A 17,055-nucleotide genomic window follows, 5' to 3' on the forward strand; every position below is an offset into this window, starting at 1 on the left:
TTAGTAATTGATTAAAGCGTAAGGTCTTAGCATTTGACGTTGGTAAATTAGTGCTAAGTAGCGATTCCGTTTCTCTAGAATTAGAGAAATCTTGTTTTGTGGGTACATTGCCCGTCATAGCAATGCTGTCTCTTTGAGTTTTCATAACTTACTCAACCCTTCATTATAATGAATTTTAGATTTTTAAATTATTTTAACAATTCAAAGTTTAACACAAAATAGCTAAAAATCAAATTTCTACACGCTCTTTCTCAATAAGCAGCTAATGTTAAATTTTTTATTTTGTAAAATCAGAAAGTAGCAGAATTATTGTTTTCATTAAAAGATCGAGCTATGATCTCGAAAACTATTGGATGCATTTCTAAATAAAACTAAATTTCAACAATATATCATGGGATATGTACTAAAAAGCTTCTATGAGAGAAAAAAAGCCCTATTGTTTGTAATTAATATAAAAACCAGTATTTTCAAATATTTCAGCTTCTTAAGTAGGTTTTGATCCCCTCCCCTTAAAACGATTTCAAAAATCACAAAAAACCCTGACGCACTTTCGTGGTCAGGGTTCTGACTATTAATGAATAAGTCTGTTTCTTACATGTGCTTGATGATGTGATCGCCAAACTCAGAGCACTTAACCAATTTTGCATCGTCCATTTGACGCTCAAAGTCATACGTCACAGTTTTAGCTGCAATCGCGCCTTCGAGTCCGCGAACAATAGCATCAGCAGCTTCCTTCCAGCCGATGTGTTCAAACATCATAGCTCCTGAAAGGATCTCAGATCCCGGATTCACTTTGTCCATTCCTGCATATTTAGGTGCCGTACCGTGAGTGGCTTCAAACAGAGCCAATCCGCTGTCGTAATTGATGTTGGCTCCCGGTGCAATACCGATACCGCCAACCATAGCAGCCAGTGCATCTGATACATAATCTCCGTTGAGATTCATCGTGGCTACTACATCGTATTCTGTTGGGCGCAACAAAATCTGTTGGAGGAATGCATCAGCAATCACGTCTTTCATAATGATCTTGTGACCATCTTTTTCGATAACCTGCCATGGCCCGCCATCGAGATCTTTCGCTCCGTATTGATCTTTGGCTACCTCGTAACCCCAGTCGCGGAAAGCACCTTCAGTAAATTTCATGATGTTTCCCTTGTGAACGAGTGTTACACTTTCGCGCTTGTGCTCAAATGCGTAGTCGATAGCTCCGCGAACAAGTCGCTCGGTACCCTCTTCACTAATAGGCTTAATCCCGAGTCCGCTCGTTTCAGGAAAACGAATTTGATCGTAGCGATCAGGGAAGTTATCTTTCAACAGGGACTGGAACTTTTTATTCTCTTCAGACTTAGCCTCAAACTCGATTCCGGCATAAATATCTTCAGTATTTTCCCTAAAAATAACCATGTCAACTTCGTTTGGTGCCTTAACCGGAGAAGGAACACCTTTGTACCAACGAACAGGTCGCAAACACGTGTAGAGATCTAATTCCTGGCGCAGCGAAACATTCAAGGAGCGAATTCCGCCACCAACCGGTGTAGTCAATGGACCTTTGATTGCAATAAGGTATTCACGAATTGCTTCAAAAGTAGGCTCAGGTAGCCACTCTCCCGTTTTGTTGTAAGATTTCTCACCAGCGAAAATCTCTTTCCACTCTACTTTTCTCTCGCCATTATAGGCCTTTTCCACTGCAGCGTCAAACACTTTTTTTGCTGCTGCCCAAATATCAGGGCCTATTCCATCTCCTTCAATAAAGGGGATTACAGGGTTGTTAGGTACGTTTAGCTTTCCGTTGTTTTGCGTTATTTTTTCTGACATTTATACTTTATGATTTTTGGATAAACACAAAAGTAACTAAATAAAATACTTCAGGTAATCAAATACAACTTAATGATAAATTCATAACAACAAGGCACTCTCTTTGCCTTCAGAAGGTTTTCTTTGTAGTCAAACAAAACAAATACAAAATGAGTTCTTTTTTAAATAAAGTGCTGGTAATCTTATTTTTATCAGCTTCAGCATTAAGCTTTAGTCAAAGCCAATTAATAAACGGACCCATGGTCGGTTATTCAGCAATGCGCGAATCTGCCGTGTGGGTTCAAACTGATGGAGAAGCATCTGTTAGTTTGATTTATTACACGATTCCAACTGGTAGTGAGGCAGTTAAAAAGTTTCGGTCAGAACCGGTTCAAACATCCGTTGAGTCAGCCTACACGGCAACTCTCGTAGCAGACAGTCTGGAGCCGGGCCGCACATACACGTATCAAGTTGAAGTTGACGGAGAAGTTCTCGACTTCGACTATCCCACAACTTTCAAATCGCAAGAACTGTGGCAACACCGCACCGAGCCGCCAAACTGGACAATGGCAATGGGCAGCTGTACGTACATCAACGAGAAAAAATACGATAGACCCGGAAAACCATACGGTGGCGATTACCAAATATTTGAATCCATTTTTGAACAATCTCCCGATATGATGTTATGGCTGGGAGACAACACTTACCTGCGAGAAGTTGACTGGGATAGCAAGAGCGGTTTTCAGCACCGTTACACGCACAGTAGAGATGTAGATGAAATGCGTCCCCTACTCGGCTCTGCTAACAACTACGCCATTTGGGATGATCATGATTACGGTCCCAACAATGCAGACAGAAGCTACATCCACAAAAACTGGGCATTGGAAACATTTAAAGAATTTTGGGCCAATCCATCTTACGGCTTTAAAGATGAAGAGTGCGCCACTACAATGTTTACCTACAACGATGCTGCCTTCTTCATGCTCGACAACCGTTGGTTCAAGTCACCCAATGACCGCAAAACAGGTAATCGCGTTTACCTGGGTGAAAAACAAATTCAATGGCTCATTGATGCGTTGGTGACCAGCAAAGCGACATTCAAGTTTGTAGCTGTTGGCGGACAGGTACTCAACACGGTTGATAAATACGAGAATTACGCCACATACCCTGAAGAGCGCAAGATGTTACTCGATGCTATTTTTGAAGAAGGCATCAAAAATGTAATTTTCCTAACCGGTGATCGCCATAAAACAGAGCTTAGCAAGCTGGAACGAGGCGATAACAAGATTTACGACCTCACCGTTTCACCACTCACATCAACAGCTTACAACTCAGTTGACGAGAAAAACGAAAACCGTGTAGAAGGCACGCATTACGGCAAACGCAACTTCGGGATTATGAAAATGAGTGGTCCGTACAAAGAGCGCAAAGCAACGATCGAAATCCGTGATACTGATGGCGAACTCATTTGGACACGAGACATCGAAAGGTGGTAGATACTGCGAGGTTACGGTCAGAGCCGGATTCCGGTTCTGACCGAAATGCGCTGCCATTCCTCATTTTTCAATACTTTTGCCACCTATTTTCTAGCGCATTATGAGTAAGATTTCTGAAGAAATAAACAAGCGAAAAACGTTTGCCATCATCTCCCACCCCGATGCGGGGAAAACCACGCTCACTGAGAAACTCCTCCTTTTTGGGGGAGCTATCCAAATTGCGGGTGCGGTGAAAAATAATAAGATTAAGAAGACTGCGGCATCTGACTTTATGGAGATTGAAAAGCAACGTGGTATATCCGTGGCTACATCGGTGATGACATTTGAATACCGCGACAAGTTGATCAATATCCTGGATACGCCCGGCCACAAGGATTTTGCTGAAGATACTTACCGTACATTATCGGCTGTGGATTCGGTTATTTTGGTGATCGATGCAGCTAACGGTGTGGAGGCACAAACAGAAAAGCTGATGGAAGTGTGCCGGATGCGCGACACACCCGTTCTCATATTCATCAACAAGCTCGACCGCGAAGGGAAAGATCCTTTTGAATTGATGGATGAGCTGGAGGAAAAACTCGATATCAATGTGAGACCACTCACCTGGCCAATTGGTATGGGTCAACGTTTCAAGGGTGTTTACAACCTTGAAGAAAAAGGGATCAACCTCTTTGATGCCAACAAACAACGTATAGAAAAAGATGTCATCAGCATCAAAGACCTGGACAGCTCAGTACTCGATGAGCGACTCGGTGAAAGTGCTGCTGATCAATTGCGTGAAGATGTTGATTTGGTTGAAGGTGTTTACGATCCTTTCCAAATCAAGGAATACGAAAACGCTCATACCGCCCCGGTTTTCTTCGGTTCGGCTCTGAATAACTTTGGTGTGCAGGAACTTTTAGACAAATTCGTGAACATTGCTCCGCGTCCGCTCGGTAGAGAGTCTGACAAAGGAGTAATAGAGCCTGAGCACGAAAAGTTCAGCGGTTTTATCTTCAAGATTCACGCAAACATAGATCCCAACCATCGCGATAGAATTGCATTCCTGCGTGTTTGCTCGGGTAAATTTGAACGCAACAAGTTTTTCCACCACGTTCGCCAGGGAAAGAAGATCAAATTCTCAAACCCCTACTCTTTCATGGCTCGCAGCAAAGAGGTTGTGGATGAGGCATATCCCGGTGATGTGATCGGATTGTACGATACAGGTAATTTCAAGATTGGCGACACACTCACCACACAGGGCGAAGAATTCAATTACAAAGGCGTTCCAAGCTTCTCTCCTGAGATCTTCAAGGAGGTAGTGAACAAGGACCCGATGAAATCAAAACAACTGGATAAAGGTGTTCAACAGCTCACCGAGGAAGGCGTGGCACAGCTCTTTACGCAACAACCTGGAAACAAGAAAATCATCGGTACGGTTGGCGAACTCCAGTTTGAGGTAATCCAGTACCGACTCAAAAACGAATACGGAGCATCGGCTGAGTTCCACCACAAGAATTACCACAAAGCTGTTTGGCTCACGACTGATAATGAGGAACAACTCGATCATTTTACGCGTGTCAAGGCTCGCTACGTGGCAAAAGACAAAGATGATAACTGGGTATTCTTAGCTGAGAGTCAGTTCCTGTTGAACCAGGCTATTCAGGACTATCCTGATATCGACTTCCACACGACCAGCGAGTTCAAAATCGACCAGAAAGTTAACGCATGATGACAAAGTTTGGAATTGCGATCATCAAGCTCCTAAGCAGGCTACCGCTATCGGTGCTTTACGGCCTATCGGGGTTGGTTTACTTTATCGTGTACCATATTGTTGGCTACAGGAAAGCGCTTGTTCGCGAACAGTTACGCCTCTCATTTCCCGAGAAAGACGAACAAGAACGCAAGCGAATTGAAAAATCATTCTTCCACTACTTTGCGGATCTGATCGTGGAAATTGTAAAAGGCATCAGCATTAAGCCAAAGGAACTCAAAAAGCGGTTTGTATTTGAAAACCTGGAAGTACTGGAAAAATATTATGATAACGGTCAGAGCGCGATAGCCGTTATGGGCCACTTTGGCAACTGGGAATACGCCTGCCTTACGTTTAGTTTGCAGGGAAAACATTTGCTCAACGGTGTTTACAAACCGCTCCACAACAAACCATTTGACCAGCTCTTTATCGACTTGCGTAGTCGGTTTGGCAGTAAACTCACCGCCATGAAGGAAGTCTATGATGAGCTGGAGGAAGAACAACAAAACAACGACATTACACTAACCGGACTCATAGCTGATCAAACCCCCCGACCTCACAAAGGATACTGGATGGAGTTTTTGAATCGTGACACTCCGGTATTTTTAGGTTGCGAGCGGATTTCCAAAAAATTCAATCTGCCAATTGTCTTTGTAGATATCAGAAGAAAAAAACGCGGATATTACACCTGCAAATTTGTTGAGCTTGTCACCGATCCGCAAAAATACAGCGATGGCGAAATCACAGAGATCCACACCAAGGCGCTGGAAAAAGCAATTCGCGAATCTCCCGAAAACTGGATTTGGACGCACAAACGCTGGAAACACAAACGCCCTGATGATTTGCCGGAAGAAATGTATTCGAAGCGGTACACTGGTGGGGTTTAGTTAGGTGGAGGTCAAGTCCCGTTCCTTCGTTACGAGCTTTTTACTGACTGGAGCGTCAGTAGGTCTAAGTTCATCTAAGTCTTGACTTGCGTCAAGGACTAAGATTCACTAAGAGTTGAGGTCAAGGTTGAGGCCAAGAGCGTTCTAATGTTGATTTTGGTATTATTAAATTTTTAAGCTGTTAAAGGAGCTTAGTTTCGTGTAGACCTGCAGGCACGAACTCACATAACTCTGGGCTTCAGCCCAGAGCTAAAGTAAGGTGAGCTCCCAACGAGTGCTGTAAGCACGTCCCACAGGTCAAGGCTTAGGCCGCGATTTTAGTTACAAAGTCACAAATAACACGAAGAAACTAACTTTGAGTTTTTGCAACTTTGTGGCTAATTCAGAACTCAAAACTCCACTCTGGTACAGTTTATGTTATCTTTACACAAAACTCAAAATCATGAAACGTACTACTCTATTTATCTTATCAGCTCTTCTCGTATTTGCATGGTCGTGTAAGTCTCCTTACGGATCAAAATTAAAAGACCCTTTTTCCGGAAACCGCTACGAGAGCAATAATCGCTTTTTCAGAGCTGTTGGAAAAGCGCAAAGTCGGGACGAACAAATTGCTATGAAAAAAGCAGATGTACAGGCGAGAGCTTCATTGGCCGGACAGGTAGAAACGCAGATCAAAGAAATCGCTGATGACTTTTTTGTTCAAACAGATTACGAAGACAAAAATGAAATCACCGGAAAATTCCAAAGTTTAACGCGTGCAGTTGTCAACACGAAGATTGGCGAAATAAGGAAAATCGGTGAAGAAAAATACTTCAACGAGCAGGAGTACACTGTCTTTATCGCTTATGAAATCAAGAAGAAAGATCTCTATGAATATTTGAAAGAACACGCTCAAAATAATGGTCAAAAACAAAACTTAACTGCTCAGGAAAAGAAAATGATCAACGAGATGCTCCAGCAGCAAATCGATCAGCTTGATGATTAAGCTTATAATTTAGTGAAAGGCAATAGAATCCATATCTTGATTGTGATATCTCGTTGAAATTGGTATATTTATTCTATGAAAAAACAGCGGATTTATTTAGACACTTCTGTTTTTGGTGGATATTACGATGATGAATTTAAGGAGTTTACTATACCTCTATTTAAGAGAATTCTGAACGGTGAATTCACTGTGCTTATTTCAACAATGATTGATGAAGAGTTAGAATTCGCACCAGAACATATTAAAAAACTGGTTAATCAACTCAACAAATCATATACTGAGTTTCTCGAAGATACCGATGAGGCCGTAGGCTTAGCAACTGAATATATTGAAGAAGAAGTTGTTGGTATAACCAGTTATGCTGATTGCCTACATATTGCATTAGCAACTATTTATCAAGCTGATCTGCTTGTGAGTTGGAATTTTAAACATATCGTTAATATTGAGCGTATTAGAGGATACAATTCGATTAATTTAAAAAATGGATATAAACAACTTGAAATTCGTGCACCAAGAGATTTAATGAATTATGATAACTGAAAAGAAAAAAGGATTTGATGCGGTTAAATTTGCCCGTGAGCAAAAAGACCGATTGAGCAAAATGTTCGCCAAGATGTCTCAAGAAGAGATTTTGAATTATTTAAGAAAGAGAAGCATTGAGAGAGGGCGAATAAAACCTAACAGTAACTAAAAAAACAGGTTAGATTATAAATTATTTAAAAACCAACGACTCACCTCCTATCAACTTTTTAAAGAAAGTCAAAAAAGTGCTCATTAGTGCATTTCCCAATTTCTTAATTACAAGAGCTTAAAACAAAAACATTATCCCTACTCCGCCATTGAAAAGGCGGAGTTTGTTTTCTATATCGTATCGTGTTGTTGCTTGCCTGCCGGTGGCTACTTCAGTTGTTCTTTGTGGTACTTCTTTGTGTTCTGCATTTCCGCTCACATAAGCAGTGTTCAGAACGAGTTTTACAGATTCTGATAATCCGTAATGCAAATCGATCCCTGCCGTCCAGTATTCACTACTGGCCTGTGATTCATTGCTCTGCACGATGTATTCTCCCTGCTGGTTTTCCAATCTAATGCGTTGTCCGGGATATGTGTTTTGAAAAACGCCCATTCCTAACCTTGTAACAAAATAGAGGTTTGAACTCAGCTTTTTGCGTACCGCTATTCCTGCTTCTCCCATGATGTCGCGAATCGGATCTGACTGTGAACTCAACAATTCAAAGCCCGGATTGACTGAAAGGCTTGCTTTTCCAAAATCGCTTTCATTGAATGGATTTTGATTGTACCTTACTCCAGCAAATAACCCCAATCCGTTTTCCCAATACGTCTCAAACTGGCCAACTACATAATAGCCGGTTTTGGCAAATCCCGGATCAGAATCTGACACGCTCGACCTACCGTAATCCTCTACGGGAGCTGAAACTCCGGCTCTGACCGAGAGGAAGAAAGGCTGCTCAAAGGCTACATCAGCATTGATGTCATCTTCAGGTACGTATTGACCAAAAGCAACAACCGGAAATAGAAGAATTAGCAAGATTCGCAACATACTCTAATTTTGCTCTAAATTGATAAAATAAGTCACACCAGGCAAGCATGAGTAAGCTCAAAAGAGAATTTTATACGCGGAATGATGTGGTTGAAATCAGTAAGGATTTGCTGGGGAAAGTCCTGGTGACAAATGTCAACGGTATAGTCACAAAGGCCAAAATTGTTGAAACGGAAGCTTATTGTGGCCGAAACGACAGGGCTGCACACTCTTTTCAAAAACGCACACCGCGAACTGAGGTGATGTACAATACAGGCGGGAAAGTCTACACGTATTTGTGTTATGGTATTCACACGCTCTTCAACATTGTGACGAATGAAAAGGATTTAGCTGATGCGGTGCTGGTCAGAGCCGTAGAACCTATCGAAAACATCGATGCTGTTTTGGAACGCAGGAATCAAACAAGACTGAAACGGATGGTGAGTGACGGACCGGGAAAAGTGTCGAAAGCGATGGATATTTCGCTCGATCATTATGGCTTGGATCTCGTTGACAATGATATCTTTATCGAAGATCACAATATTAAAATTCACGATCAGGAAATAATGGAATCTCACCGCGTTGGTGTTGACTATGCCGGTGAAGATGCTCTGCGAAACTGGCGTTTTCGTGTGAAGGGAAACCCTTTTATCGGTAAGGATTATGTGGCAAAAGTAATAGTGTCATAAATCTAATTCACTGTGTTTCACTGGAAATCTTTAAAATGAAAATTAGGACAGGACAACTAAAAAATAATTTGATCTAAACATTGAAGAGCTTTACAATTAAATGCAAAACGTAGTTAATTCGATTTTTAATAACGCTCATATTCATCAAACCGGGTAACTTCTTTGTAAAGTCGGTATTTCATCTTTACGTATTGGATGAACTCGTATTGTGTGGATTGTTGCATGAACTCTTCGCTCACGTTGCAAAAGTTGATGAATTCGTAAAATTCATCTTCTTTGAGTTGGATAATGTCGTGATCAACGTATTGCTGGAAGAGCTCTTTGAGGAGTTTGCGCTTTTTATCTTCGTTAATGAGTCTGTACGCCTCCCGTTTTTTGCGCTCTCTCCTGCTCAACGATGCGTAGAGAGCCGTGATAGGACTTTCAAGAGCGTTGATTCCGGTTACTTTGTATTCCTTTTCATCGTAACCGAGCTTTTCAATGTCCTTGTAGATTTCCACTAAGTCACGCTCTGCAAAAACCTCTACCTCTTTGAGTTGTACGCTCAACTTGTTGAGATGAACAGTAACATCATACACATCACGGAAAGTAGAATCGGCAAAACTCAATTTGAATGTCTTGTAGCCTGAGGCTCCAATTAACAGTGTATCGTTTTTTCTGATTTTGATTTGAAAAGACCCATTTGGCTCAGCAAAGTTTCCCACTCTTGTTCGCTTATTCACGACAAATAAAGTAGCGAATGATGTTTCGCCCTCATCACCAATGACCTTTCCTTTCACCTCTATTTTAGGTGATTTTTGAGCCAGAGTGGATCCAACCAAAAAGAGCATTGATATGAGCGAGATCAACTTCATTTAAGCGCCTTGAGTGGATTTGGGTGAATAAATGAGTAATCGAGCTTTTCTTTGAGTTTATCTGACGATACTACTTTGTACTTATCGGGCTCTTGCTTGTTGGAGAACTCCGGTGGAGCAAGTCCGGCAGAGTCAGCAGCAATCTTGTAAAACTCTTTTCTTGACGGGTGATGATCGCTGCAGGCATTGAAAACATCTCCCCAAATATCACGCTCTATAATGCGCCACAAGATTTGAACACAATCATCGAGGTGAATCATGTTGACCGGATTATCTCCTCCTTTGAGATCACGAAATCCTGACATGAAACGACCGGGAATTCTTGCCGGACCAAACAATCCGCAAAAGCGAATTACCGTAGTTTCAAAGCTGTCGTTTCCGGTGAAAAGCTCTTCCAGTTCGAGCATTACTCTACCAGAATGAACGCTTTTCATATAAACTGCGTCCTTTTCGTGTACAACATCGTTATTTGCGGGATATACAGCAGTTGAGCTCACGAATAGAATTTTCTTTACAGGTGATTTCTCAACGTACTCGATTAACTTTCTGTACCGCTTTTTGCTCTGGGGAGTCATCGTAATGATGAGCGTGTCAACCTGTAAGAAATCTAAAAAAGTATCTTCATCCAGGTTTTCAGTGTTGATCAAAAAAGGAGTAACATCTTTTTGACGCAACAGTTTTTGCTTGACACTTGTAGTTGTGGATCCATTTACTTCATAGCCCTCATCGATGAGTTTTTCAGCAAGTGGTAGTCCCAGCCAACCACATCCAAGTATTGCAATTCGCTTATTCATTCTTGACAAAAATAGGTTTTTCAATAATCTGATTTTCTCAACTTTTGTTAATGTGAATAAAGATGAGATGATGACCAGGTATTTTTTAAATTCTAATCAGCTTCATTTCCCTCCTGCTCAGCTTTCTTCTTTTCTTCACGCAATCTGGCTTTCTGTCTCACATATTCTTCACAATCGAGGTTTTTCTTTTCCTCTTCACTCATAAACCTACGTCTGATTTGGCAAACCAGATGTTCCCAGGTAGCAAAATCTTCCTGATAGGAAATACCAACACCCTGCGTATAAGGAGCTTGATTCTCATATGCCGGATTGTAAGTGTTTGATCTATTGAACACTTTGCTCCTTACACTTCCATCTTCACTAATTTTATACTCGAGTAAAAAGTCTCCAATAATTTGTGAACCGTCACGATTAGTACTCGGGTTATCTCCCTGTACACCCACGTTCGTTTCCAGCACTACTCTGTCGTTCAACAGCTGTGTGGAAAGTGCAACCTCGACCTCTTCGCTGGAAATTTGATCTCCAGGCCTGTAATTGACACCTATATCAAACTCATCACTAATTTGTGATAACCAGTTACTGAGCTGATTACTCAACAGCTCAAATGAGTTTTTTCCCAGAGCGTTGTTCGTTCCACCACCTGGCCCGCCAGAGCCGTAAGCGACAAACTTGTTAAGGATCAACAATGAAAACACTTGCTTGTTTTTGTCGCCCGTTTCCATATTAGATAATATGCTTTCAATATCGGCATACTTATCGGGCAAGTCAAAATCAAATGTCAAATCCGGATTGGTGTAGTCGCCTGTCATGTTCAATAATAAATCGACCGGAACCCTGCGTTTCAACTCGTTAGTATCGGTGGTAACGGGCAAATTTAGGTCGTAAAGATTGGTTCTGAGTGAGTAAACTGCCGTAATATTGGCTTCGCCTTTCATCGGGTCGCCATTCCATGAAATATAGCTGCCCGGCTTAATCGTAAAACGCTTATTGATCAGATCCTTGAGCGTAAAGAGGTAACTTCCCTTGTTGATTTCGTAGGTTCCGAATATCTCGAAGTTCCCGTACTCATCGATGTCGATCGAAATATTTCCCTCACCCCGCGCTTCGATCAAGTCGCCAACTGATTTATCAAAAATGAGCTGAACCATAGCGTTTTCGCTCACATCGAGGTCGATATCCAGGATGAAACCCTGCTTGATATTGGCTTCTTTGACCGGATTCACTTCAACGCGCTGACTATCGCGATCGATGAAAGTCACATAATCGCTTTCGTTCACATTTTCACTTCCTGTCAATGGCAGGAATATAGCCGTGTTGTCACCCGTCCCGGCATTAACAGTGAGCTGGATGTTTCCCCTCGAACGTGTTTCAAGTGTGACGCTGCTCTCAGGACTGAGGTTAGCCGTTCCGTAGAATAGCTCGTTGTCTTCTTCGGTTGTGTTCAAAACCTTAAACCCTTCAGGGGTCGTGATCCAAATGTCGTAGTTGAAGTTCTTGAAGTTGTTGTGGATGATGGAAATATTGGACTGGGCAACTCTGCCCTCTTCATCCTTGATTTTGAGTAAATCGGCTCCAAAAATACCGTCATCGATGAAGAAATTTCCTTTCTCAATCGAGTAAGAAGTGTTCAGGTAATCCACCTTTGAAGAAAAATCACTGAGTGTGAGTCCGCCATTGAGTTTTGGAGCAGTCGTTTTCCCTGAAATGTTCACTTTTCCTGAAAGTGTTCCTTCTAAATTTGTGATAAAGTCTTCCATGAATGGCTCTGAAAAGCTCACGGGAAGTGTTTTAAAGCTCAACTCGAGGTCGATGGCGCTGTCGCTCTTTTGCGGGTAAATAAAACCGCTCAGATCCATTAGATGCGTCCCTTTTTTCACAAAGCCGGCATCTACTTCAATATCGTTACTTCCGGATCGGTAGCGCGACATGAGTGATGCGTCTCCCAAACCTACATCATTGACAAACAACTCATCTATGGTCATATCTCCATATATCATTGGAGTGTTGTACAAATCGTTCGCTGCTACTTCACCGTTGAGCTCTCCTCCCAACTCAATTGAATACGGAGCCAATAGAAGGTTGAATAACCTGAGGTCGATTTCATCTCCTTCCAGAACAACTGAATCTGATGGATTTGGAGAAATTCTACCATTCAGGCTCAATCCCTGATCTTTATGATAGAATTGAAAATCTTTAATGGTAACAGTATCGTGATCGACTTTGACATAACTGTTTTCAGGGACTTTCCATAGCGTATCAGCAAGAGTGAAATAGGAATTTTCAAACACCACTTTTAGCTCTTTAGGCCCCAAAACCTGTCCCTTGAAATTGAGATCACCTTTGTAGTTTTTATCAGTTTGCTTGTTGTCCCAGTCTATCGAAACAATTGCTGAATCTTTTTGGGCGTTTCCGTTAATCGTAAAGTCCTTCGCCCAGGCACTGTCTGAAAAAGCGATTTTACGGGTCGAGATATCGACATTCACTTCGTTAGACGTTTGGCGGTAAGTAGCTGACACCGGCTGAATACCTAGTCCGGAAACTTCCAAAAATCCTGTTTTGAGATTGAAGTTCAACTCTTTGTTGTTGAGATCGAAATTAGAACCAAAGTAAAGCGAATCCAGAACGGTCACCTGTGGAACGAGAATCTTTGAGAATTTTGAAAACTCATTCAGCTCTACTTTGAGTTCGAATTGCTCGTCCTCTTTCGGTCTTTCAACCGGATCTGAATAAGCTGATGGCACAACTTCGTAGAACATGTAGTTCAGTGCATTAGGAAGCTCAGCAAAGTTGAACTGGCCATTAATTTGAGCATCGAGATTTTCAGATGATAAACGAAGTGTTTTTCCGCTCGCATTAGTTCGAGCAGAAAACTCAATTTGTTTGAGCGTGGCCATTTTCTCTTTTTCAGCAATTGTGACAGAATCAACAACAACTTTACCCAGCACATCATCGATCGAGTTTCCTTTAAAATTGGCGTTTACAGCCCCGCTCAAAAAGAATGATGAATCTTTTTCAATCCAGTTGAGCCTTACCGGATAAGATTTGATGACGCGCGCCTCAGCTCTAATTTCGGTTGTATCACGCAACGAGATCAAACCTCTAAATTCCATCGCCAGGTTGGTATCGTTGACGGAGAAACTCCCGCGAAACATCTTGTTTGTAAATTTACCACCAAGTATAACATCCTGATAATTATAACCCATGAATTCAATTTCCTGGATCTTTCCTTCCAAATCAGCATCCAATGTTTCCGGGTCAAATTCCTTTCCTTTGACATCGGCTACGAGCGATACTTTCCCAACCGTTTCCTTTGCATCGACTAACTTCCCGAGGTCAAACTTTTTCGAGATCAATTCCCCGCTGTAAGTGAAAACCTCACTTTCATTCTGCGCGAGCTTGATATCGGTTTCCAGCGAGCCCAAACGGGTTTTGAGCTTACCGTTTGCCACAAAATCATTTACAAAACCTGTGAAATTCCCGGTAAACCGCATATTCCCCATTCTGCCAATTTCAGCAGGCACCTGTAGTTTTTGGTCAGATCCATACGGAGGAATAGAAATCGTTTGCAAATCTGACCTATTGGTCGTGAGCTGCTTGACGTCAACCATCATGAACGTATTCTCAAAATCGGGTAGTCCGTTCATGTTGATATCACCAACTAACCGACTCGATTTTCCAAAACGGATATCCATATCATCGGCTTTGAGGTTGCTCACCCGCCCCTTTACTTTACCTGATAAACGGATTGTATCACGCCAGCCTGTCAGTGTTGGAGCAAAATAGGCGATATCAGCAAAGTTCAGTGTAGACGAATTGAACTCGCCTGTCATCTTTACGGAGTTGATAAAGTCGCTGTAGGCAGCCAACTCGCTGTAGGAAAAGCGTAAATCGAAGTTAAGGTCAGAATTAGGAGTCTTGATAACCAAATCGTTCACTTCCGTCTTCACAGGTGAAAAGTGAGCTTTCCCCGAAAATTGTTCAACCTCAAACCCAGACCAGTCTGCTACCTGAAGTTTTTGGATATCTCCCAAAATCGTGTCGCCATCCAGGCTGAAATCGACTACCGATACGTTCAGCTTCGATAAGTTCAAATGACTCCAGTCAATTCCGGAATCTGATTGGGTAACGTTGTAGTCCCTGTAAATAAAGTGCGAGTTATTAACGTGAATTTCACCAGCGGTAAGGGTAAATGGTTTGCTGGCAGATGTATCTGGTTCTGACTGTGGAATCTTATTCAATAAATAATTCAGGTTAGTGTTCGTATCTCCTGCTTGCTGAACTAAATGGAAATGCAAACTATCAGCTTGAAAATACCGGATATTGAGTGCGTTTTGAGTCTCTTTAAAACTCAAATCCCACACACCAACATCGAGAGAACCTGCGTAAAGTAAAGTATCGTTTTGGTCGTCATTCACCTGTACGCCTTCGAGTATGACGTGATCGAAAAAGCCGATGTCCACGGCTCTGACCGATAGATCAATTCCGTGATTTGATTGGGCGTAAGAAGCGATTTTTTGCGTGACAAAAGTTTGACCGGGAGGCGTAATGAGCAAAATATAGAGCGCAGCAAGAAATACCACCAACAAGCCGATTAAGCCTGTGAGCCATTTCAACGCTCTTTTCATATTTTTGCCGACTTTCAAGTTGTTTCTCGCCATAATTGGGGGACGCGCAAAAGTACCATAAATGGGTGAACAAGTAGTAATTTTGGGAATTGAATCGTCATGTGATGATACCTCTGCAGCAGTGATTGCTGACGGTGTGGAAATGAGTAACGTAGTTGCAGGGCAAAAAGTGCACGAAGCTTACGGAGGTGTTGTTCCCGAGTTGGCATCGCGCGCTCACCAAAAACACATCATTCCGGTTGTAGACCAGGCGCTTGAGCAAGCCGGAGTTGAACTGGAACAGCTATCAGCAATCGGTTACACGCGCGGACCTGGGTTGATGGGCTCTTTGCTCGTTGGCGGATCTTTCACCAATGGTTTATCACTCGCGCTCAAAAAGCCTGTAATCGAGGTCAATCACATGCGCGCTCATATTCTCGCTCATTTCATTCAGAACCGTGAGAAGTCGCGTCAAATACCGCAATTTCCGTTTTTGTGTTTGACCGTATCGGGCGGACACACGCAAATTGTTTTGGTGAAAGATTTTTTTGAAATGGAAGTCCTGGGAGAAACAAAGGATGACGCAGCCGGAGAGGCTTTTGACAAAGTGGCCAAACTGATGAGACTTCCCTACCCGGGCGGCCCGGTTATCGATCAACTCGCTAAAGAAGGCGATCCAGACAAGTTTCGGTTTCCCGTTGCTGACATGCCCGATTTTGAATTCAGCTTTAGCGGATTGAAAACCAATGTCCTCTACAAGTTGCAAAAAGGTACACAATTAGATCCCGACTTCGTAGCAAAAAACAAGGCACACATCGCGGCCGGAGTGCAAAAAGCGATCATCAAAGCTCTTTTGCAAAAACTGGAAAGAGCTGCTAAAAAACACGGGATTAAAGACATTGCTCTGGCTGGTGGCGTATCAGCCAACTCTGAACTGCGCGAATCTCTCACTCAATTGGGCAAAAAGAACAATTGGAATACATTTATTCCGCCCTTTGCCTATTGTACTGATAACGCTGCAATGATCGGCATTACGGCCTATTACAGTTTTTTAGAAAAGAACTATAACGGCCAGTACCGACCTCCGATGGCGAGGATGAAGATGTGAGGTTGAGCCCCGTTCCTTCGTAACGAGGGTCTAAGTTCATCTAGTCTTTGACTGTGGTCAAAGAGTAAGATTCACTAAGATTTGGGAGTTTGCTTTTAGTAAGCCAGACCCGTCCCGCAGCAAGTGCGTGGATCTAAGAATCACTAACCATTGAAATACGCCATATGGCAAGTTCTTCTAAGAGATGCTGAGCGCTGTGCTGAGTTTATCGAAGTACGAAGCTTTGGCAGAGTCGAAGTATAGGGAGTTAAGGTCAAGGTCGAGGCCCAGGTCGAGAGAAGTTCTAATGATGATTTTAGGTAGCGCAGCGAACGCAGAGTTTTTTTGATGGTAGCTCTGCAAATAACGCAGCGGCCGCAGCGAGTTCGCTGTTGCTCACTTTTTCAACCATCATGAAGTTTAGATGCATTAGAAATTGGTTAAATCTGAACACCCACTTATGAGCGGAGCATTGAGCGGATTCCTGAGTGGTGATTTGAGCGCAGTCGAAATGCGAAGCTGAAGGATGGAGTCGAAGTATTGTGAGAGTTAAAATACTAAAAGTTAAGTGCCGTAGGCACGAATCCACATAACTC

At 42.4% G+C, this 17,055-nt stretch carries 12 protein-coding genes; 7 read left to right on the forward strand and 5 right to left on the reverse strand.

The window, feature by feature from the left end; translation table 11 throughout:
* Positions 1 to 591 precede the first annotated feature (591 nt).
* Positions 592 to 1,815 (reverse strand): NADP-dependent isocitrate dehydrogenase, encoded by a 1,224-nt coding sequence (icd, locus tag RI557_RS09550; RefSeq protein ID WP_310668255.1) that lies wholly within the window; start codon positions 1,813 to 1,815, stop codon positions 592 to 594.
* 149 nt (positions 1,816 to 1,964) lie between these two features.
* Here icd and RI557_RS09555 point away from each other — a divergent pair, with 149 nt between their 5' ends.
* From RI557_RS09555 to RI557_RS09575, 5 genes are all read left to right on the forward strand, one after another.
* Entirely contained in the window at positions 1,965 to 3,290 is a 1,326-nt protein-coding gene (locus RI557_RS09555; RefSeq protein ID WP_310683471.1) for an alkaline phosphatase D family protein, read from the forward strand.
* A 100-nt stretch (positions 3,291 to 3,390) separates the two neighbouring features.
* The gene (locus RI557_RS09560; RefSeq protein ID WP_310683476.1) at positions 3,391 to 5,001 is read left to right on the forward strand and encodes a peptide chain release factor 3; all 1,611 of its coding nucleotides are present in this window, start codon (positions 3,391 to 3,393) and stop codon (positions 4,999 to 5,001) included.
* Positions 4,998 to 5,909, forward strand: a complete 912-nt coding sequence (locus RI557_RS09565) for a lysophospholipid acyltransferase family protein (RefSeq protein ID WP_310668258.1) — start codon at positions 4,998 to 5,000, stop codon at positions 5,907 to 5,909. The genes RI557_RS09560 and RI557_RS09565 overlap by 4 nt, the downstream gene beginning before the upstream one ends.
* A 442-nt stretch (positions 5,910 to 6,351) precedes the next feature.
* Positions 6,352 to 6,894, forward strand: a complete 543-nt coding sequence (locus RI557_RS09570) for a hypothetical protein (protein WP_310668259.1) — start codon at positions 6,352 to 6,354, stop codon at positions 6,892 to 6,894.
* A gap of 75 nt (positions 6,895 to 6,969) precedes the next feature.
* On the forward strand, positions 6,970 to 7,434 hold the full coding sequence (locus RI557_RS09575; RefSeq protein ID WP_310683478.1) for a PIN domain-containing protein: 465 nt from the start codon (positions 6,970 to 6,972) through the stop codon (positions 7,432 to 7,434).
* Positions 7,435 to 7,702: 268 nt separating this feature from the next.
* Here RI557_RS09575 and RI557_RS09580 read toward each other — a convergent pair whose 3' ends face one another.
* On the reverse strand, positions 7,703 to 8,452 hold the full coding sequence (locus tag RI557_RS09580; protein WP_310683480.1) for a hypothetical protein: 750 nt from the start codon (positions 8,450 to 8,452) through the stop codon (positions 7,703 to 7,705).
* A 47-nt stretch (positions 8,453 to 8,499) separates the two neighbouring features.
* On the opposite strand from RI557_RS09580, the gene RI557_RS09585 reads away from it, so the two are divergent.
* The gene (locus RI557_RS09585) at positions 8,500 to 9,120 is read left to right on the forward strand and encodes a DNA-3-methyladenine glycosylase (RefSeq protein ID WP_310683482.1); all 621 of its coding nucleotides are present in this window, start codon (positions 8,500 to 8,502) and stop codon (positions 9,118 to 9,120) included.
* Between the two features lie 125 nt (positions 9,121 to 9,245).
* Here the strand turns inward: RI557_RS09585 and RI557_RS09590 are convergent, their stop codons facing one another.
* The 3 genes from RI557_RS09590 to RI557_RS09600 all read right to left on the reverse strand — a co-directional run bounded on the left by RI557_RS09590 (position 9,246) and on the right by RI557_RS09600 (position 15,393).
* Positions 9,246 to 9,974 carry a hypothetical protein gene (locus RI557_RS09590; RefSeq protein WP_310668263.1) on the reverse strand — a complete coding sequence of 243 codons (729 nt, stop codon included), beginning with the start codon at positions 9,972 to 9,974 and terminating at the stop codon, positions 9,246 to 9,248.
* Complete coding sequence (locus RI557_RS09595) at positions 9,971 to 10,768, reverse strand: SDR family oxidoreductase (protein ID WP_310668264.1); 798 nt, start codon at positions 10,766 to 10,768, stop codon at positions 9,971 to 9,973. Before RI557_RS09595 ends, RI557_RS09590 begins: the two co-directional genes overlap by 4 nt.
* 92 nt (positions 10,769 to 10,860) lie before the next feature.
* Positions 10,861 to 15,393: a translocation/assembly module TamB domain-containing protein gene (locus RI557_RS09600; protein ID WP_310683484.1), complete on the reverse strand. Its 4,533-nt coding sequence runs from the start codon at positions 15,391 to 15,393 to the stop codon at positions 10,861 to 10,863.
* Positions 15,394 to 15,454: 61 nt separating this feature from the next.
* On the opposite strand from RI557_RS09600, the gene tsaD reads away from it, so the two are divergent.
* Positions 15,455 to 16,480 (forward strand): tRNA (adenosine(37)-N6)-threonylcarbamoyltransferase complex transferase subunit TsaD, encoded by a 1,026-nt coding sequence (gene tsaD / locus RI557_RS09605; RefSeq protein WP_310683490.1) that lies wholly within the window; start codon positions 15,455 to 15,457, stop codon positions 16,478 to 16,480.
* Positions 16,481 to 17,055: the final 575 nt, after the last annotated feature.

The sequence above is a fragment of the Salibacter sp. genome, from assembly GCF_031581065.1.
In the GTDB taxonomy this organism is placed as follows: domain Bacteria; phylum Bacteroidota; class Bacteroidia; order Flavobacteriales_G; family Salibacteraceae; genus Salibacter.